We start from the raw sequence: 19,200 nt of genomic DNA on the forward strand, positions 1-19,200 counted from the left end.
TCTATGCCGTACCCCATTGAACACCGAGTTCCTTCAAGTACTGACGGTAAGCAATGCTCACTCGATCGCACTTTAAGGATAGCTCCACTTGGAGATCAAGCGGCAAATCCTCAGGCTTCTGATTCTCAACTACCGGCTTGTCCTGCGCAAAGATCATATCTTGAAACTTCACGGTATCCTGGTCGCTGTTTCCTGTTTCATAATTGAATGACATAATGCCGTAGGCTACTGAAGTTTCCGCATCGCGCGGCTGTATAGTCAGCAGAATGGACATCAGGTTGCCAGTCTCTTTATCACGCTTCGTAAAATGAACAGTCAATGGTCGATCAATTGCATAGGTGTAGTACACATTTTTTGCTTGTCCAGAGCCATCTGGATCAGGTTGAAATACTTCTATTTCTTCAGAATGAATGCCATTATCATCACGAATGACGCGGTAATCGCCGATCTCGGTATGATCAGACACCCCTAAATAACCTTCGTGCACGACAGCAAGATGACCGACATCGAGGAAATTCTCGATAATGCGCGGCGGTTTAGCAGCTACGACCTGAGGCCCCCACATGACATTATGGAAGCTGTCATCCTCATATTCCGGCAGCGGGAACATTGGTGTATGTTCACCACCTTCGAGATTCACCCAGATGAGGCCATACTGTTCTTTGCAGCCATAGACAGTTGCACGTGCTTTCGTAGGGATGGCTTGATTCGCATCGAGCTGCGGAATCTTCGTGCATGCCCCCGATGGCTCGTATTCCCATGCGTGATAAGGGCATACAAGCTGTCCATTCTTTACACAGCCAAGCGATAAAGCTGCTCCGCGGTGCACGCACAAATCTTTAAAAGCATGCACGCCTTCCTCTGTGCGGAACAAGACCACGCGTTCACCCATTATATAAACTTGCTTTGGTTGATCAGTCAATTCTGTAGTCAGACAAGCAACAATCCATTCTTGACGCAATACGGAGTCGTTAATAACCATGAGCTGTGCAGTCTCCTTTTTCAATATAGCAATGTAAGTTCTTAGGAATGATAGAAAACTCATTTTTCGTTCATTTAACATTAACAAGGCTAATTTTAGGAAATAAATCCGTGATAGTCAAGGCTAAATACGAACATTAAAATGAAATAATTTTGAATTATTCGTGAAATGGGGTGTACAAATCTGGTGCTGCTCACTATAATCGAGTGTGAGATGTATCACAGTGAGAGATGAACAGGGGAGGAACTTCACACCAATGGAACATTCACCTAAGTCCAACGGTCTTGTAGTCGGTGTTAATGAGAAGATTAGCGTAGGTAAGGCGTTTTTGCTTGGACTGCAGCATGTTTTGGCAATGGACTTGTATATTGCACCTATTATTATTGCGGGTATTTTGTCCCTGAGTATTGAGGACACGTCCTTCTTTATTCAAATGTGCTTCCTAGGTACCGGACTGGCAACCCTGATTCAAACAGGCTTTGGCTTGCGTTTGCCCGTTGTACAAGGACCATCGTATGTTCCTATAGGCGCGATCGGCGCGATTGGTGGCAAGCTTGGTCTTGGCGCGATGACAGGTGCGCTTCTTCCAGGAGCTTTATTGATTGCATTGCTTGGTGTTCCTCTGAAAATATTCGCAAAGGCAGTTCGTCGATTCATCCCGCCGTTAGTTGGCGGAACTGTTATTATGATCGTGGGCATTTCACTTATGCCAGTTGGTATGGGCAACATATACCGCTCTGAAGGAGATCTCTGGACGAATGTGATGATAGCGGCTGTTTCTGCGGGTGTGCTGATCCTCTGTATGCTGCTCGGCAGCAAAGGTGGTCGTCTCGGCACGATGTCGCGCCTCATCTCCGTATTAGTAGCGATTGTTGTTGGTACAGCAGTAGCTTCTTACTTCGGCACAGTAGATTTTTCGCCAGTGGCAGCTGCGCCTTTCTTTTCACTGCCATCATTTTTCCCGTTTGGAGCGCCTGTGTTTGACTGGGGTGCCATCCTGACGATGGTGTTTATATACTTTATTATCCTGATTGAAACAACCGGTACTTGGTTCGTTGTATCATCCGTAACAGGCGAGGAATTATCAGATGATCGTCTGAATCGCGCGGCTATGGGTGAAGGATTGGGATGCTTCGTGGGGGCATTGTTTGGCGGTACCCCAATGACCGGCTACTCCTCTAATGCGGGCTTAGTTGCCATCACAGGCGTAGGCAGTCGCATGGCGATTATGGCGGGCGGTGTTCTGTTAGTATTGCTCGGTCTGTTTCCCAAGCTCTCTACAGCAATAACTTGTATTCCAGAGCCAGTCATTAACGGTATCTTCGGTGTCGTGTGCGTGGCCATCTTTATTAACGGCATGAAGGTCATACAGCTCGTACAGCTGAACGAGCGCGCCATGATGATTATCGGCGTTCCTATTCTGCTAACAATGGCAGTTACAGTATTGCCGGCGGATGCATTGAAGAGTGTACCGTCTTTCGTATCTTACTTGCTATCCTCAGGTATCACGATCGGCGCATTATCTGCACTGCTTCTGAATCTGATCATCCCAGATAGATCAGCTGCAAATGCTAAGGCTAAGGCCAACGCCGAACAACTATCAGCGTAAACTAGATTGGGGCGTCTCCGTTAGTCATACTGACTGTGGAGCGCCCTTTTTGTATCCATCATCTTGCTGCCATCGTCAATACCTGTATAAGTCCGCGCGCCATCTGCCCCCAGAGTCCCTCTGAGTACTATCCCCAATGATCAGGAAGAAGTGATCGATCCCCTTGAAGAGCAGCAATCAAGCATCAAATAAAATATCCCCGCTGAAGTCCGCGCATCATCAGTCCCCGAGTCCCTCTGAGTACTATCCCCAATGGTCAGGTGTAGCGATGTTTAATATGGTTAGAACCGCATATGTATAACGGAAGTCGTATGTTGTCACTTTCCTTTGCAATTATAAGCTTATTTGTGTTGTTTACATTAACCAGGCCTATTGTCCGAATCTAGATATTATGAGAAGGAGAAACTCAACCTGAGCGAGAGGGAGAATAGCGAGACGGGCGACGGTGGAGAAGGGAGGAACAGCAGCGCGTTGTGGCACATTTTCGTCAAGCTGCTGTTCATCATTAGCATATTAAAAATTTACTAATAACTACTTAAATGTCATGAATGTATGTTATTTGAACCTACGCAAGCCACGATTCTCATGGTGAATAAGTTGTGGTTATTGCTGCTCAGTCCATTTCATAAGCTGACGATCGCTTGGCAGCAGGAGTGAGAGGAAACCGAATATAGGGATGAAGCCGCATATCAGCATTACTTGTTGAATGCCGACAGCTTCAATCCAGTTTCCTAGCAGGAGACTACCTAGGCCGCCCATACCGAATGCGAGGCCTGTTATAAGGCCTGAAACGGTGCCGATACTGCCAGGGTGCAGCAGTTGAGCGTAGATGACGCTGGTGGAGAAGCTTGAGAGCAATATGAAGCCGGTCAGCACAAGGACGATGCCAGCCCAGAACAGCGGCAGATGCGGCAGTATGAGCGCAAGCGGTATGACACCCAGCATGGAGGCGGCCATTAGATTGCGTCTTCCAAAGCGATCGGCGAGCGGGCCGCCGAATAATGTGCCTGCCGCACCAGCGCCAAGGAATAAGAATACGTATATCTGCGCTTGGTCAATGGACAAGCTGTAGTGTTCAATCAAGTAGAAAGCATAGTACGTACCAATTGCTGATACATACCAGGAGCGGAAGGTTACAAGCGCTACGAGAGTGATCGTCGCCCACATTACACGCTTACGTTGAGCGGGATCTATGACACCGCGCGGTATTCGCTTTGCAAAGGTATAGCCGCTCTTCATCATCCCGCCGTACCATTTGGCCACGAAGGATTGTACGATAAATCCGATCGCAGCTATAATCGTAAAGCCTAATGCTCCGATCTGTCCAAACGGAATGAAGATCCACTTCGTCATTAATGGAGCGAGCGCTTGACCGGCGTTTCCTCCGACCTGGAAGATGGACTGCGCCAAGCCTTTGCGGTTGCCAGCAGCCATATGAGCTACGCGCATACCTTCTGGGTGAAAGGCCGCAGAGCCTAGCCCGACAAATATAACCGCGACCAGCACCATAGTATATGACGGTGCAAAGGCCAACAGCATCATTCCTGTGAAGGTAAAGGCCATACCGATTGGCAGAAGCGCGGGAGTCGGTCTCCGGTCCGAGAACATTCCGACTACAGGCTGCATAATGGAAGAAGTAAAATTGATGGCAAACGATATCCAGCCGATTTGGACGTAGCTTAAATGCATGGAATCCTTCAATATCGGGAAGATAGCGGGAATGACCGACTGTGATGTGTCATTGAATAAATGCATAAAGCTGATGGCTATCAATATCTTATAAATAGTTGAAGTGCCAGGTGATGCTTGAATCAACGGATTGTCTGTCTTTGATGATAAAGCGGCAGACGATTGGGACATGCGGTTTCTCCTTTCCAATTCATGTTGACTGACTTCAAGTGTCATCTAGATATTGGAAGTTACATTACTCCGCAATTTCATTTTCAGCAATATGGAAAAAGGCCCAAAATCCGTAATTAATCGGGTATTCCCGCTTACGGACTGGGCCTTAGACAATTATATCGGCTATTTCACGTTCAAATTAAAATAGGAGATGAGCAATCCCTACAATAATCGGTAATGTAATGATGGTGCGAAGAATAAAGATGATGATTAGGTCAAGAATCTTGACCGGAATCTTCGAGCCTAGCAGCAAGCCGCCTACTTCTGACATGTAGATGAGCTGCGTTACGGACAATGCAGCCACGATAAAACGAGTCATCTCGCTCTGGATATCTGCTGCAAGCACAGTTGGCAGGAACATGTCGGCGAAGCCGACCATGATCGTCTGAGAAGCAGCAGCGGCCTCTGGCACTCGCATCCATTCAAGAACTATCTCAAATGGCTTGCCAAGCCATTCAAACACCGGCGTATACGTAGCAATCGCGATCGCCATAGTACCAATCGCCATGACGACTGGAATGACTCCGATCCAGAGGTCAAGAATGTTCTTGCTGCTGCTCTTAAGGAAAGCAGCAGGACCTTCATGGCTCTTCGCCTTGCGCGTCGCTAGCTCAAGACCGTACCGCCACGGCTTCCAGCCCGCAGGGACAAGCTCCTCTTGTCTAGGAACAACGCCTTCCTCATACGTATCGGGCTTTCGCGATAGCGGCGGTATGCGCGGCATAATGATCGCCGCGATCATGCCTGCGAACGTTACAGTAGCATAGAAGGGCAGGAACATATGCCCTAGCTTTACGTTCGACAGCACAATAAAACAAAATGTAATCGACACGGCTGTAAAGGTCGTGCCGATAACAGCTGCTTCGCGCTTTGTATAGTAGCCAGCTTCGTACTGCTTGCTGGTCATCATGACTCCGATCGTACCGTCTCCGAGCCATGATGCCATGCAGTTAATGGATGAGCGGCCTGGAAGGGTGAACAGCGGCCGCATAATCTTCGTCATTAGCATGCCGACGAATTCCAGCAAGCCGAAGTCAACGAGCAGCGGCAGCAGCAATCCTGCCAGCATGAATACGACGACTAATCCAGGGATCAGGCTGTTCAGCAGCATTCCCCCAGTATCAGCTGATGTGATCCACTCTGGACCAATTCCCCAGTACGTGCATATGACGAACAGCAGACCTGCTGTTCGTACGATAAACCAGAAGTTTGAAATATCGAACAACGCTCGCCACAGGTGGAACTTCATCAATCTTTGCGGGCGGAATAATTTATGGATCACAACACCGATCCATGCAATTCCTGTTAACAATACAGCCCCCGGAACAAGCCAACCACCTAGCAAATGCTGAACATATTTAGAAAGAAACGCAATCGGAACAGTTACTTCTCCGTTCCACGGTATCGGAACTACGAAGAGGACCATACCGATCAGCGAAGGTATAAGAAAGGAAAGCAGCGAACTGATCGTAAGTCGCGGCGATAAGGACGAGTCGTTCTTGGACGTCATGAATCTAATCTCCTTATGCTCAAAAAAGTATATTTATACAACATGCACAACTTTATACGATTATGAGCAAAAAACCAACCCTGCAAACGTAGGTAGTTAGTGGAAAATAGGGTGGTAAATAGAAAATGCATGAACTTGTCCGACACAAACGATATTTGACATTATTGCTCGGGAAATGACAATGAAATCAGCCTTTGCAGCCAAATAAAGATAGGAATCTCCTGCGTTTTCCATTAGCATTGGAATATATACGCAAAACGATAGGGAGAAGGAATAATATGTCTACACTAGAACTGCAGCAAGTAAGTAAAATGACGGGAAATAGCACTTTGCTGCCTTTGATTGAACTAAAGGTTGATGCAGGACAATGTGTGGTCATTCAGTGCAATCATGAGCTTGGTCATCGTTTGATTGAAGCTATTATTGGAATTATCCCTATATCGACGGGACAAATCTTGTTCGAAGGTCAGCAGCTGACTAAAGAAAGCTTCGATGTAATGAAAAAGCAGATCGGTATTCAAATGTTGACGGATAATGCCTATGAACGATTAACGGTGCTGCAGTATATCACGTTTTTTACCCAATTGTATGAATCTAAGGCAGACGTCATTGACATCGTAGGCAAGATCGGATTAACCGATCGACAACATACAAAAGTATCTAAGCTTAGCTACTCAGAGGTGCGACGGTTGATGATTGGGAGAGCAATCGTTCATCATCCTAAGCTGCTTATATTAGAAGAGCCTGAGCAAAATGTAGATATTGAAACGAGCTACATCATTCGCACGCTGCTGCAAACGTTAAAAGATGAAGGCATGTCGATTCTAGTGACCACGACTGTGCTTGAACAGGCTCTAACACTGACTAATGAAGTATATCTATACGGCTTGAACGGCCTGAAGAAGGTGGATACAGCGGAAGAGGAGCAGGAGAGGGTATCAGCTGTTGAGCCTAGTGTGCCAACTGAAGAATCAGCTGTTGATTCAAGTCCACACGAGGAAGCTGCGACATCCGCACCGCAGGCTGTCCAGGCTCAGGAGATCTTGCGGCCAGTGCGAATGGAGAAGATACCTGCGAAAGTAAGCGACAAGATCATCTTGTTCGATCCAACCGAGATTGATTACATCGAAAGCCAAGAGGGTATCTCTAACCTGCATGTCCATCAAAGTACATATCCGTGTACGTTAACATTAAATGAACTCGAAGTAAAATTAAAAGCATTTGGCTTCTTTCGCTGCCATCGCTCCTATCTGGTGAACCTGCAGAAGGTGCGGGAAGTTATCACGTGGACTCGTAACAGCTTCAGCCTCATCTTAGATGATGCGAAGAAGAGTACAATCCCTCTTTCAAAGGGCAAGTACGATGAATTAAAGCAAATATTAGGCTTCTAAGATGCATCATTCAGCGTGAAATCTGCAGTGTTCACCCCTTATATTGCTCTTCTCATCCCTGATTTAATGCGGGTTTCCCACGATATCCGTAACATGGGGATTGTAAGGCGAGATGAGATCGGAAGGGACGATGAAGATGGAATGCATTATCGAAGTCAACCAATTAGTGAAGAAGTTTGATAGTAAAACGGCGCTTCAACAGATTGATTTTAACATTCATAAAGGTGAAATATTCGGATTTCTCGGTCCAAGCGGTTCCGGTAAGACAACAACAGTAAAGATTCTTACATCGCAATTGCAGCCGACATTTGGCAAGGTTCGTGTATTCGGACAGGAGATCGGACGCAAGAACGATTCCAATCATATGAAGAGAATCGGCATATTGACGGACAACAGCACACTGTATGAACGACTCAGTATATATAAGAACCTGGAGCTGTTCTGCAAGCTATATGATGTAGATGTACGACGAATTGCGGAAGTGTTAGAAGAGGTTAACCTGGCAAATGAAAGCAAGACAATCGTGAAGAAGCTGTCTAAAGGAATGAAGCAGCGAGTGACATTAGCAAGAGCTGTTCTGCATAAACCGGAGCTGCTGTTTCTGGATGAACCGACTTCTGCGCTGGATCCAGTGAATGCACTGCATATTCACGAAGGCCTGCGCAAGCTGAATCGGGAGGGAACGACGATCTTCCTAACGACGCACAATATGCAGGAGGCGGAAAGCCTCTGTGATCGCGTGGCGTTCATTCATGATGGGGTCATTCAGGCAATGGATACGCCGGAGCAACTGCGACTGCTGCATGCCGATTCCTCGATTACAGTGAATGTTAAGGATGAGGGTAAGCTGGTTCTGGAGCAGAACGAAGAGAGCGCTGCGCGCGTAGCGAATTGGATGAAGTCAGGACGATTGTTGTCTATACATTCGAATGAACCGACTTTGGGAGATATATTCGTGCAAATGACAGGGAGGAATCTGGTATGACATTTTCAATGAAGAGATTTCAAGCGATTGTGAATAAAGAATGGAAGGACGCGCTTAAGAACCCGCAGCTGCTCCTTATGGTTGTAATGCCGATCATGTTCTCCGTGCTGTTCAGCAAGATGGGAAGCGATAGAGCAGAGCTGATCAGTTTTCCGCTGATGCTCGCTCTCTCAATGACAGGGGCGTTTGTTCAAGCCATGACAATCGCAGAAGAGAAAGAGAAGCACACCCTGCGTGTACTTATGCTTTCACCAGCCAAGACTTCGGAAATTCTAATGGGTAAGAGCGTATTAACGGTTGTAATGACGGTGTTTGTTGCCGCAGTATCGATCATAGTTGCAGATATGCCTTTGAATAATCTACCGGCTATCGCTTTATTATTCACCTTGTCACTAGTCATGTTTATTAGTCTCGGAACCATTATCGGACTGTTGTCCCGCTCGGTACAGGAATCTTCTATTGTTGGGCTGCCAATACTCATCATCTTTCTAATGGGGCCCATGTACGCTCCGTTAATGGGTAATGATACATTGACAGCTATCGTTAAATACTTGCCGACAGAGCACTTTACGAGAGCGTTAGTTCAGCTTAGTGAAGGTGCTGGATTAGCCGACATAGGCGAAAGCTTGTTGGTTCATGCCGTCTGGATGGTTGGGTCATTGATTCTATGTGTGTTCGTGTACAGCCGTAAGAGATTCGATAAGTAACCAGAATTAGCAAGATTAATTATGAGAATGTAAATAATGTTCGGAAATTACGAATACTAAGGCAGTTAATGTTTTCTAAATCTAAACAATATAATAAAAATACGAACAATTAATTAATATGCCGTTGACATGTTCGTTGTTATATCCTACAATGAGGTTGTTGCGATCACTCGCAGCTAACTTAACATGGCTACTTAAATGTCTTGTTCGTATAACCCTGATGATATGGTTCAGGGGTCTCTACAAGGAACCGTAAATTCCTGACTACGACGGATGTGCTGTTTGGCACACCCGTATGTGGTCGGGATTTTTTGTGTTCTCGTATGCCGCGAATTACAAGGGGTTGTGCTTGATTACATGAAATATAACTACGTTGTTCATCAAGGAGGAACTCATGAGTAAATATGATGTAATTGTTGTAGGAGCAGGTCCAGCTGGTATTTTCACGTGTTATGAATTGTCCTTGAAGGCTCCGCATCTGCGCGTCGCGCTAATTGATAAGGGGCATGATATATATCGCCGCAATTGTCCAATCTTGGAGGAGAAGATTACGAAGTGTCCGCCTGCGGCAGGACGCAAAGAGTTTGCGGGCTGTATTCCCGCTTGCTCGATCACGAATGGTTTCGGCGGCGCTGGTGCCTACAGCGACGGCAAGTTTAACATTACGACTGAATTCGGCGGATGGTTGACGGATTACTTGGCGCCAAGCCGCGTGTTGGAGCTGATTCGCTATGTGGACAGCATCAACCTGGAGCATGGGGCTACGAAGGATATTACCGATCCGACGACTGAGGTCGTTAGACGAATTGAGCAGCAGGGCTATGCGGCTGGATTAAAACTGCTTCGAGCACAAGTGCGTCATTTGGGAACGGAGCAGAATCTAGAGATCATGAAATCGATCTATGAATATCTGCGTCCACGTATCGATATGATCTATAAAGCGGAAGTGGCTGACATTATCACAGTGAAGGAAGATGGCCGCCACGTCGTGAAAGGGATCGAGCTGAAGAAGGGCGAGACCTACGAAGCGGATTATGTCGTGATCGTGCCTGGTCGTGACGGTTCCGCTTGGATGACGGATATCCTCAAGAAACGTCGTCTGAAGATGTCCAACAACCAAGTGGATATCGGTGTCCGCGTCGAAACGTCCGATGTCGTGATGCGCGAGATTAACGAGAACTTATATGAAGGTAAATTCGTGTTTAACACTTCGGTAGGCACGCAGGTCCGTACCTTCTGCAGCAATCCATCAGGTCATGTGGTGGTCGAGAATCACAGCGGCATTATGTGCGCGAACGGGCACTCTTACAAGGATCCAGCGCTAGGTTCTGCCAATACCAACTTTGCGCTGCTTGTCTCGCATAAGTTTACAGAGCCATTCGATAAGCCGAACGAATACGCTCGCGAGATCTGCCAACGTGCGAATGATCTATCCTCCGGCGGTATCATCGTACAGAAATACGGCGATATTCTGCGCGGCCGCCGCTCGACGGATAACCGAATTCGCGAGGGCTTCCTGGAGCCGACTCTGCGCGAAGCGGTACCAGGCGATCTAGGGCTCGTGCTTCCTTATAACACGATGAAGAGCTTGATTGAAATGATGGATGCGCTGGATAAAGTTACGCCAGGCATTGCATCAGAGCATACGCTCTTCTACGGTGTGGAAGCGAAGTTCTATTCGGCCCGTCCGAAGCTCGAAGAAACGCTGGAGTCGGAGATCAAGGGCTTATACTGCGGCGGGGACGGCGCTGGTATCACACGCGGTCTGGCTCAAGCCGGCGCTGCGGGTGTTCACATCGCACGGAGCATTGTAGCTAAGCTCTAAACAACTAATAAAGCGGAATGGGCAACATTGAGCTCATTCCGCTTTTTATATGACCATATTAGCAATTATACGTATTCCGCAGGAGTGAATATAGGGGAATTGTATGTGATAAAGTGCACATTAACTGAGCAGATGGTTCGTTACAATAAGTCCGTATATATTTGATAGTTTTCGTTGCTGCTGATGGGTTGTATGGACGAATTGGCAACAGTCAAATAGCGTATGAACTAGGGGGTATGAAGATGGCGGGCTACTTAAAACCGCAAGAGATTAAAGAAGCAACGATCGAAACAGGGGTCGTAAAGGCGCGGAATTCACTATTGACGATGAGTATACTCGGTTTCTTGGCCGGTGCTTTCATAGCTTTAGGTTACTTGCTTTATATCCGGGTAACGGCTGATGCGCCTGCCGAGTGGGGAAGCATTACGACTTTCATAGGGGCAGCACTCTTTCCCGTCGGATTGATCCTTGTCTTGCTGGGCGGCGGAGAACTACTGACTGGTAACATGATGGCAGTACCGCTCGCGCGAATGAAGGGACGTATTTCCACTTGGGAAATGGCTCGCAACCTGATCGTGGTTACATTAACGAACTTCTTGGGCGCGATCTTTGTAGCTTACTTTTTCGGACATATCGTAGGCTTGACAGCTAGCGGGGTCTATTTGGATAAAACGGTTGCTGTCGCGGGTCATAAGCTGCATGATTCCTTCTTGCAGGCATTTGTATCTGGTATCGGCTGTAACTGGCTCGTAGCGTTGGCGGTTTGGCTGAGCTACGGAGCAAAGAGCTTTAGCGGCAAGATTCTAGCTATCTGGTTCCCGACGATGACCTTCGTCGCGATCGGATTCCAGCACGTTGTAGCTAACATGTTTGTTATTCCAGCAGCGATCTTTGAAGGCCATTATAGCTGGGGTGAGTATTTGACGAACTTTGTGCCGGTATGGCTCGGTAATTTGGTCGGAGGTGCTCTCTTCGTAGCGGCGGCTTATTTCATTGCCTACAACAAGAAGAATCAAGACGAAGCGGTGCAGTCGGCTGTTAAGCAGCAGGCGGTTGCGGAGACTTCGAAGAAAGCGAAATCTGCAGTATCCTAAATGGACTCATATAAGAGGCGCTTGCTGATGCAAGCGCCTTTTTTGAGCGTGTTTGAACATATTCAAGACGGACAGTGCTTCTCGCATGCGATGCTTAAACGCAAGCAGAGAGGAACTGTCCGTTATTGGTTAATACACTATTTATTTATCCAAGGTCGCAATCGTGTACGCGTCATTCGTCAGCTCGAATATTTTGCTTATGCCAGACGACATATACACTTTCTGATCCTTTGTAATAAAGATGGCTTCGGCATCCGTCCTGGACTCAATAAATTCTAAGCCTTTCTCAATTCCGAGCGAGAAGATGGCTGTTGATAAAGCATCGGCATCCGTGGATTTATCCGTTACGATCGTGACGCTGTTAAGATTGTTATCGACCGGATAACCGGTCTTACGGTCAAGAATATGGTGATAATACTTTCCATTCTCTACAAAATATCGTTCATAAACGCCTGAAGTTACAATCGTTTTATCCTTCACTTTCATCTTCCCGATCGGGTTGCCGCGCACTTCATTTGGATCCTGAACCCCAATCGTCCAGTCTAGTCCGCCCGGCTTCTCACCAACTGCATATACATTGCCGCCCAAGTCAACGAGGGCGCTGTTATATCCAGCCTCTCGAATATAGTTGGCAATGACATCAGCCGCGTAACCTTTTGCGATTCCGCCCAAGTCCATCACCATGCCCGGCTTCTCCAGCGTCACCGTCTGGTTGGCCTCATCAAGCTGAACCATCTCGTATCCAACCAGCGGCAGATCCGCATCAATCTCCTCCTGCGAAGGAACGCGCGCATCCTCATGACCAATGTTCCAAGAGTTGACCAATGGTCCCACTGTAGGATCGAATGCGCCATTTGTTTGCTGTGCATAATCGATTGCTTTACTGATGACCTCGAATGTATCCTCAGACACTTTATAAGGTCCCTTGCCCGCATGTGCATTGAGCTTGTACAGCTCGCTCGATTCGTTCGTTCGGCTCATCTTGTTCTCAATATTGACCAACAGGTCGTTAATATTCTTAAAGTCCTTATCTGTTGCGCGCTTATCATAAATTTTCACAGTTACAATTGTATCGAATATATAATAAGTCTCTTGTTTAATCTCATTGGCTGCGGTCGTTTCCGATTGATTCGGAGGTTGCTCCTGCTGCTGGTCTTTCTGTGATTTTGTGCAACCGCTGAATAATAGAGCTGTCGATAATGCCACAATAAGGACAGGCAGTACATATCGGAAAGGTTTCTTGCTATGCTGCATGGTTAATTCCTCCGCATTTAAAAGTCAATCTAGATATAGGATGTGTACAAGCATTTTATTATATCAGGGCAATGAAAAATTGGAAAGGAAGCATATCACTAGCACCGCGCAAGCCAACTTGATATACTGAATAATTCAGTATATGTTCACGATTGTACCCGAGCTGCTACATTGAACCTTCGTTCACTAAGTTGTATAATAGCATAGAACTAGATATTTAAAATTATATTTGTTTTCAGGGAGTTATTGCGAATGAAACGTGGAGATATGATCTTGATCGGCATCGTTATAGTTGCAGCCTTGGCCTTTATTGTTCCGAAGTGGCTGTTTCAAGACACAAGTGAAAATTTGCACAATGGTAATATGTACGCAGATATTACTGTAGATGGTAAGCCGTATAAACAAGTCGAATTAACTGAGGAAGAGCAGATCGTCGAGGTTAAGACGGATCATGGCACCAATATACTGAAGGTGCACAATAATGGAATTGAGATGATCGACGCAGATTGCCCGGACAAAGTATGTTTAGGCTTTGGCTTTGTTACACATAAGGGTGATACCATCGTATGTCTGCCGCACCGGGTTCTAGTTGAACTGAAGAGCGAAGCAGGCGGGGAGAGTGACACGGATGCCGTCGCCAAGTAGCTACAGCGACACGACGATAAAGCTGAGAAAGGCAGTGATCATTGCCATTTTTAGTGCGGTTGCAGTCGTATTGGGCATCCTGGAGTCGATGTTTCCGACACAATTGCTGTTACCTGTTCCAGGCGCTAAGCTTGGACTCGCTAATATTATGGTATTGACCTGTCTCTATTTTTTAAATGGGCGCGATGCCTTTGCATTAGTTGTACTTAAGACATTGCTGATGACCTTGATATTGGGTACATTCTCGGCGTTTCTATTTAGCTTCTTAGGCTCAATGTTCAGCTTTATAGTGATGTATGGATTGCTTAAGATTGGGCGAGGGAAGATCAGTTTAATTGGAATCAGCGTAGTTGGCGGCGTTGCGCATAACGTTGGGCAATTGACAGCGGCAGTTATTATATTTCATTCATCCAAGATCTTTTTATATTTGCCTCCGCTTATGCTTTTAGGCGTCGTGACAGGTATATTCGTTGGTCTCGCTGCTAAATATGTAACGACTTCTTTGTCCAAACTATCGTTATTCGAGTCATTCGTACCTGAATCTCAATAGTCGTCTTAGACCTTATTATATGGCGTCATGTCCGAAGTGGCATGATGCCTTCATCATGTTCATAAGCAGTGCTCTATGGTTCTGCGATGGAATGAAAGGCAGGGAAACGCATGATTCAATTGGAACGTGTGAGCTTCCGTTATCCGAAGCGAGATGTGTTATTTCAAGATTTGTCGCTGCATATACCGCGCGGGCAATGGGTTTCGATCGTAGGGCCGAATGGGTCTGGAAAGTCCACACTCATAAAGCTAATTAATGGGTTACTCGTCCCCGAAGAGGGCACGATAACAGTAGCCGATATGGTGCTCAGCCGTGATACCATTGAGCAGGTTCGAAGTCGGGTCGGTTATTTATTTCAGAACCCGGATAACCAGTTTATTGCTACAACTGTACGTGATGATATGGCGTATGGAATGGAAAATAGATGCGTGCCGCGCGAACAGATGGAAGAGCGAATTGATCAGGTGGCGAGCGAGCTTGGATTAAACGAGTGGTTGAACCGACATCCAGCTTCGCTCTCAGGCGGTCAGAAGCAGCGCGTTGCGATTGCCGGTCTACTTGTGCTGAACCCAGATATTATGATCTGGGATGAGGCGACATCGATGCTGGATGAGCGTGCTAAGCGCGACATGATTGCCAAGCTGAAGGAGCTCCATCGGGACTTAGGCATGACGATCATATCCGTAACGCACGATGCGGAAGAGATTCTAGAATCGGAGCGCGTAGTCGTCTTGAAGGATGGCGCGATTGCTGCGGATATGCTGCCGCTGGAGCTGTTTGAACGCAAGCAGCTGGCAGAGGAATGCAAGCTGCGGCCTCCATTTACGCTGGCCCTATCGCTTGAGATGCGATCTAGAGGTATAGACATCGAGATGTACCAAGATGAGGGAGAGTTGGTGAAGGCGCTATGGCCATCGTGTACGGACAGAATGTAAGCTATCAATATCCGCAGCAAGGCGTCGGCCAGACGAGTGCGCTGAACCATGTGGACCTCCAGATCGAAGAGGGATTGTTCACGGCTGTCCTAGGTGCGACCGGTTCAGGGAAATCGACCTTGATGCAGCATTTTAACGGGATATATCAGCCTACTGAGGGACGGCTACAGGTATTCGACGTTGTCTTTAACGGCGGACAGAGAGTTAAAGGATTAAAGCCTTTGCGGAGTCGCGTAGGGCTGGTGTTCCAGTTCCCGGAACAGCAGCTGTTTGAAGAGACGCTGGAGAAGGATCTTATGTTTGGACCGCTTCAGTTCGGTATGAGTAAAGAAGCGGCGCGCGATGCAGCATTGGAAGCCCTGCGAGAAGTAGGCTTGTCGGAGGAGCTGTTAAGCCGCAGTCCGTTTGCATTGAGCGGAGGCCAGATGCGCAAGGCGGCGATTGCGACAGTGCTCGCTTCGAACCCGGAGATGCTCGTGCTGGACGAGCCGACAGCTACGCTTGATCCAGTGAGCCGCAGCGAGCTTATTCAGCTGTTGAAGCGGCTGTGCATAGATCACGGCAAGACGATCGTTATGGTGACACATCGACTAGATGAGGTCCTAGAGTATGCAGACCGCTTTATTTTGATGAAGCAGGGTACAGTCAGCTTCCAAGGCACGCGTGAAGAACTATTTGCGCAGGCAGAGATGCTTAGCGATGCTGACATTGAACTGCCTTCTACGTTAAAACTGGCACGGCAGATTCAGGCGCTTACAGGCACATCGATTACAGAGCTGCCTTGCAGTGTCGATACATGGGTTGAATGGTTCATGCAGAGGATGAACAGTTCCAATTCCAAGACTGGTGATAGGAAGGAGGGGTAGCTTGATGCAGATGCAATCCAGAATGATCATGGGTCGGTACGTGGCGGCTGAGTCATGGGTTCATCGGCTCGATCCAAGAGCCAAATTAATAAGTATGCTCCTCTTTCTTATTGCTGTTATATTGGCAAACAGCGCTGTGGAATTGACGATCATTTCCGCAATTGCTATCGCAATCTTAGCAACGTCTCGTATTCCATTGAAGCGATATTGGAGAGCGTCCAGGCCGCTCTGGCCGCTTATGCTATTCATGTTCTTATTCTACGTATTCTTTGAAGGCGGCGGTCAAGCATGGCTAAGCATTGGTGCCTTCCAATTATTTACTCAAGGCATAATTCTCGGTGTGTACGCGGTATGGCGCATGCTGCTATTGGTCTCCTTTACGTCCATTCTTACGTTTACCACAACACCAGTGGAATTAAACCTTGGACTTGAATTTGTACTGGCTCCGCTTCGATTTTTTGGCGTGTCCTCTCAGCAATGGACGATGATGATATCCGTAGCCCTGCGATTCATTCCGACCATATTTGAGGAGGCGGATAAGATCATGAAGGCACAAGCATCACGGGGTGCCGATTATGAGGATCTGACCTTTCGCGAGAAAGGCAAACTCCTTGTCACTTTGCTCGTACCTGTCATTGTAGGTTCATTTCGACGTGCAGAAGATCTCGTTATGGCTATGGAATCGCGCGGATATGTTCTAGATGCGAAACGTACCTCATTGCGCAAGCTGGAATGGAAAATGCCTGATAGTTTATTCGTTTCTTTATTTATTGTGATGATTATCACAGCGACAGTGCTGTAGCGATATTATTTTAATGAAATCTGCTTATGAAATCGCTTTAGATCGAACGATTTGTGAATTGCGTCACAATGGGGCTGTAATGGTGCTATAATAGCGATAGATTAATTTTTAGATAATTTACCCAGGTTGGTAAGGAGGAACGACTATGGCCAGATTTTTTAACGGTAAAGAAGTTGAACTGTTGGCTCCTGCCGGAACATTTGACATATTCAAAGAAGTAATTGATATGAATTGCGATGCAGTGTACTTCGGTGGACCTTCTCTAAATATGCGGATGATGCGCAAAGGATATAACTTGAGCTATGACGAGGTGCGCGAAGCTGTAAAGCATGCGCATGAACGCGGCAAACGTGCTTATGTTACCGTAAACAATCTGATGAATGATGATGATCTGGATGAAGCGAAGCGGTACCTCACCTTCTTAAATGAAGTTGGACCGGATGCCATCATCGCGCAGGATATGGCTGTATTTCCACTCATTCAAGAAATGAACTTAACGAACATTCCAGTCCATTCATCTGTCATGATGAATGTCCACAACTACGATATGATCGAAGCCCTGAAGAACATGGGAGTGACACGTGTTGTGGCATCCCGAGAAATGGACCTTCATACAGCTGAATTGCTTCAATCCAAGACTGGGATAGAATTCGAATATTTTGTTCATGGTGACATGTGCACAGTTCATGGCGGCAACTGCTTGATCAGTTCGATGCTCTTCGGCAACTCCGCTAACCGTGGTCGATGCATGAAGCCGTGCCGCTGGGATTATCGCGTTAAGAAGGATGGCCATATCTATCCTACCGAGTATCCGCTGGCTGCAAAGGATATGTATATGTACGAGCATATTCCAGAGCTGATCAAGTCCGGTATTACGTCCTTCAAGATTGAGGGTCGGATGCGCGAGGTCGATTTCCTTCGTTCTTTGGTCAACAGCTATGGCGACGCGATAGATCGTTATATTACGGACCCAATTGGTTATAACCGCAAGGAAGATGCGGATACGCTGTATGAGAATCGTAAGCGTGATTTCAGCACGGGGTATGCTTTCGGCAAGCCAGGTCTAGACTATATCAACCGCCGTTATGAAGGAACAGGCAAGTTCTACAGCACGGGCAAAGTATTCAGTACACCGACTGCGGAACGTGAAATAAAGGACGAGCGGATGGAGCAAGTTCGCGATACGTTTGCGAGCAGCAAGCGGACAGCGGCTAGAGCTTCTGCAACGCCTAAGATCAGCGTTCATGTTAATGACATTAAGCAAGCGCGCGCAGCACTGTCGGCAGGCGCAGATGTTATCTATCTGACAGGCGATGTATTCCAGCCAAGCAGACCATTCACACGTCAGGAGATCGAGCAACTGACAGCTGAGAAGGGCGCAGCACAGATCGTGCTGGGCATGCCGCGCATGATGACGGAGCTTCATATGGAGCAATACAGCCAACTCCTTAACGAAGGCGAGAAGCACAATTACTATGGTCTGGATGGCTTGCTCGTGACGAATATCGGTGCGATGCATAAGTTCCGTCATGTACCATTGCCAATGGTAGCGGAGTTCAATCTAAACGTATTCAACCACATGTCTGCCGAGCTGTACCGCAACCATTTCAATATGCAGCGGGTTCATGCTTCGCTTGAGCTTCCGTTGAATGACATGGTGAAGCTGTTGAACAGTGCGCCGGCACCAGTTGAAGTTATAGTACATGGATCGCCGATCGTCATGTATCTTGAGCTTGATCTATACGAAAACACAGCAGTTATGGATCCCATCGGACAAGAAGATAATAAATATGTTGATAATCAATATCTTGTACTTATGACGGACAAAGGCGAGAATCCAGTATATCGCGATTGGAGCAGCCGAAACCATTTGGCATTATCGAAAGAATTGTGCTATTTGCCTTTGTTAAAGGAACTGCATGAAGCAGGCGCTGATTATTTCCGCATCGAGGGCAAGACCTATACACCAGAACAGCTTGGACAGATCGTGAGCACGTATAAGAAAGCTGTATCCGATCTAACACAGTGCGAGCAGCTCTTCGAAGAGATGAACCCTGTGTATGCAGGCTACACGCTCGGTTCACTGCATTTCGGCAATGCGCTTAAATTAGAGTTGGTGGAAGCTTAGGCAGCTGCTGATACT

Annotated in this window: 16 protein-coding genes and 1 riboswitch; of the genes, 12 read left to right on the forward strand and 4 right to left on the reverse strand. The window is 47.1% G+C overall.

What is annotated here, in order from left to right; translation table 11 throughout:
- Position 1 precedes the first annotated feature (1 nt).
- Positions 2-982 (reverse strand): Rieske 2Fe-2S domain-containing protein, encoded by a 981-nt coding sequence (locus AC3WTP_RS01220; RefSeq protein WP_492392756.1) that lies wholly within the window; start codon positions 980-982, stop codon positions 2-4.
- A 256-nt stretch (positions 983-1,238) separates the two neighbouring features.
- Between AC3WTP_RS01220 and AC3WTP_RS01225 the strand changes: the two genes are divergently transcribed.
- Positions 1,239-2,591, forward strand: coding sequence for a solute carrier family 23 protein (locus AC3WTP_RS01225; RefSeq protein ID WP_492392757.1), 1,353 nt, complete (start codon positions 1,239-1,241; stop codon positions 2,589-2,591).
- A 603-nt stretch (positions 2,592-3,194) separates the two neighbouring features.
- Here the strand turns inward: AC3WTP_RS01225 and AC3WTP_RS01230 are convergent.
- Positions 3,195-4,451 carry an MFS transporter gene (locus tag AC3WTP_RS01230; RefSeq protein WP_492392758.1) on the reverse strand — a complete coding sequence of 419 codons (1,257 nt, stop codon included), beginning with the start codon at positions 4,449-4,451 and terminating at the stop codon, positions 3,195-3,197.
- A gap of 181 nt (positions 4,452-4,632) precedes the next feature.
- A complete protein-coding gene (locus tag AC3WTP_RS01235) occupies positions 4,633-6,003 on the reverse strand; it encodes a YjiH family protein (protein WP_492392759.1) in 1,371 nt (456 codons plus the stop codon).
- Positions 6,004-6,281: 278 nt separating this feature from the next.
- Here AC3WTP_RS01235 and AC3WTP_RS01240 point away from each other — a divergent pair, with 278 nt between their 5' ends.
- From AC3WTP_RS01240 to AC3WTP_RS01260, 5 genes are all read left to right on the forward strand, one after another.
- Positions 6,282-7,394: a LytTR family transcriptional regulator DNA-binding domain-containing protein gene (locus tag AC3WTP_RS01240; RefSeq protein WP_492392760.1), complete on the forward strand. Its 1,113-nt coding sequence runs from the start codon at positions 6,282-6,284 to the stop codon at positions 7,392-7,394.
- A 136-nt stretch (positions 7,395-7,530) separates the two neighbouring features.
- On the forward strand, positions 7,531-8,379 hold the full coding sequence (locus AC3WTP_RS01245; RefSeq protein ID WP_492392955.1) for an ABC transporter ATP-binding protein: 849 nt from the start codon (positions 7,531-7,533) through the stop codon (positions 8,377-8,379).
- Positions 8,376-9,086 (forward strand): ABC transporter permease, encoded by a 711-nt coding sequence (locus AC3WTP_RS01250; RefSeq protein WP_492392761.1) that lies wholly within the window; start codon positions 8,376-8,378, stop codon positions 9,084-9,086. Before AC3WTP_RS01245 ends, AC3WTP_RS01250 begins: the two co-directional genes overlap by 4 nt.
- Before the next feature lie 187 nt (positions 9,087-9,273).
- Positions 9,274-9,373, forward strand: a riboswitch (purine riboswitch).
- Positions 9,374-9,480: 107 nt separating this feature from the next.
- Positions 9,481-10,911 (forward strand): NAD(P)/FAD-dependent oxidoreductase, encoded by a 1,431-nt coding sequence (locus tag AC3WTP_RS01255; protein ID WP_492392762.1) that lies wholly within the window; start codon positions 9,481-9,483, stop codon positions 10,909-10,911.
- Positions 10,912-11,153: 242 nt separating this feature from the next.
- The gene (locus AC3WTP_RS01260) at positions 11,154-12,005 is read left to right on the forward strand and encodes a formate/nitrite transporter family protein (protein WP_492392763.1); all 852 of its coding nucleotides are present in this window, start codon (positions 11,154-11,156) and stop codon (positions 12,003-12,005) included.
- 141 nt (positions 12,006-12,146) lie between these two features.
- On the opposite strand, the gene AC3WTP_RS01265 is transcribed toward AC3WTP_RS01260, so the two are convergent.
- A complete protein-coding gene (locus AC3WTP_RS01265; RefSeq protein WP_492392764.1) occupies positions 12,147-13,259 on the reverse strand; it encodes an FAD:protein FMN transferase in 1,113 nt (370 codons plus the stop codon).
- A gap of 252 nt (positions 13,260-13,511) precedes the next feature.
- Between AC3WTP_RS01265 and AC3WTP_RS01270 the strand changes: the two genes are divergently transcribed.
- The 6 genes from AC3WTP_RS01270 (at position 13,512) to AC3WTP_RS01295 (ending at position 19,185) form a co-directional block, all read left to right on the forward strand.
- Positions 13,512-13,904 (forward strand): NusG domain II-containing protein, encoded by a 393-nt coding sequence (locus AC3WTP_RS01270; protein WP_492392765.1) that lies wholly within the window; start codon positions 13,512-13,514, stop codon positions 13,902-13,904.
- Positions 13,888-14,454, forward strand: a complete 567-nt coding sequence (locus tag AC3WTP_RS01275) for a Gx transporter family protein (RefSeq protein ID WP_492392766.1) — start codon at positions 13,888-13,890, stop codon at positions 14,452-14,454. Before AC3WTP_RS01270 ends, AC3WTP_RS01275 begins: the two co-directional genes overlap by 17 nt.
- Positions 14,455-14,564: 110 nt before the next feature.
- Entirely contained in the window at positions 14,565-15,389 is an 825-nt protein-coding gene (locus AC3WTP_RS01280) for an energy-coupling factor transporter ATPase (protein ID WP_492392767.1), read from the forward strand.
- Complete coding sequence (locus AC3WTP_RS01285; protein ID WP_492392768.1) at positions 15,362-16,255, forward strand: ATP-binding cassette domain-containing protein; 894 nt, start codon at positions 15,362-15,364, stop codon at positions 16,253-16,255. The genes AC3WTP_RS01280 and AC3WTP_RS01285 overlap by 28 nt, the downstream gene beginning before the upstream one ends.
- A gap of 4 nt (positions 16,256-16,259) precedes the next feature.
- Entirely contained in the window at positions 16,260-17,057 is a 798-nt protein-coding gene (locus tag AC3WTP_RS01290; protein ID WP_492392956.1) for an energy-coupling factor transporter transmembrane component T family protein, read from the forward strand.
- Positions 17,058-17,202: 145 nt separating this feature from the next.
- A complete protein-coding gene (locus AC3WTP_RS01295; protein ID WP_492392769.1) occupies positions 17,203-19,185 on the forward strand; it encodes a peptidase U32 family protein in 1,983 nt (660 codons plus the stop codon).
- Positions 19,186-19,200 lie beyond the last annotated feature (15 nt).

This window comes from Paenibacillus sp. EB106-04-04-XG159, assembly GCF_058791835.1.

Excerpts from the sequence above, each read along its gene's own strand:
- AC3WTP_RS01250 (WP_492392761.1), top strand. The coding sequence starts at position 8,376 with ATGACATTTTCAATGAAGAGATTTCAAGCGATTGTGAATAAAGAATGG.
- AC3WTP_RS01290 (WP_492392956.1), top strand. The coding sequence starts at position 16,260 with ATGCAGATGCAATCCAGAATGATCATGGGTCGGTACGTGGCGGCTGAG.
- AC3WTP_RS01230 (WP_492392758.1), bottom strand. The coding sequence starts at position 4,451 with ATGTCCCAATCGTCTGCCGCTTTATCATCAAAGACAGACAATCCGTTG.
- AC3WTP_RS01240 (WP_492392760.1), top strand. The coding sequence starts at position 6,282 with ATGTCTACACTAGAACTGCAGCAAGTAAGTAAAATGACGGGAAATAGC.
- AC3WTP_RS01295 (WP_492392769.1), top strand. The coding sequence starts at position 17,203 with ATGGCCAGATTTTTTAACGGTAAAGAAGTTGAACTGTTGGCTCCTGCC.
- AC3WTP_RS01255 (WP_492392762.1), top strand. The coding sequence starts at position 9,481 with ATGAGTAAATATGATGTAATTGTTGTAGGAGCAGGTCCAGCTGGTATT.
- AC3WTP_RS01270 (WP_492392765.1), top strand. The coding sequence starts at position 13,512 with ATGAAACGTGGAGATATGATCTTGATCGGCATCGTTATAGTTGCAGCC.
- AC3WTP_RS01275 (WP_492392766.1), top strand. The coding sequence starts at position 13,888 with ATGCCGTCGCCAAGTAGCTACAGCGACACGACGATAAAGCTGAGAAAG.
- AC3WTP_RS01225 (WP_492392757.1), top strand. The coding sequence starts at position 1,239 with ATGGAACATTCACCTAAGTCCAACGGTCTTGTAGTCGGTGTTAATGAG.
- AC3WTP_RS01265 (WP_492392764.1), bottom strand. The coding sequence starts at position 13,259 with ATGCAGCATAGCAAGAAACCTTTCCGATATGTACTGCCTGTCCTTATT.
- AC3WTP_RS01260 (WP_492392763.1), top strand. The coding sequence starts at position 11,154 with ATGGCGGGCTACTTAAAACCGCAAGAGATTAAAGAAGCAACGATCGAA.
- AC3WTP_RS01245 (WP_492392955.1), top strand. The coding sequence starts at position 7,531 with ATGGAATGCATTATCGAAGTCAACCAATTAGTGAAGAAGTTTGATAGT.
- AC3WTP_RS01280 (WP_492392767.1), top strand. The coding sequence starts at position 14,565 with ATGATTCAATTGGAACGTGTGAGCTTCCGTTATCCGAAGCGAGATGTG.
- AC3WTP_RS01285 (WP_492392768.1), top strand. The coding sequence starts at position 15,362 with ATGGCCATCGTGTACGGACAGAATGTAAGCTATCAATATCCGCAGCAA.
- AC3WTP_RS01235 (WP_492392759.1), bottom strand. The coding sequence starts at position 6,003 with ATGACGTCCAAGAACGACTCGTCCTTATCGCCGCGACTTACGATCAGT.
- AC3WTP_RS01220 (WP_492392756.1), bottom strand. The coding sequence starts at position 982 with ATGGTTATTAACGACTCCGTATTGCGTCAAGAATGGATTGTTGCTTGT.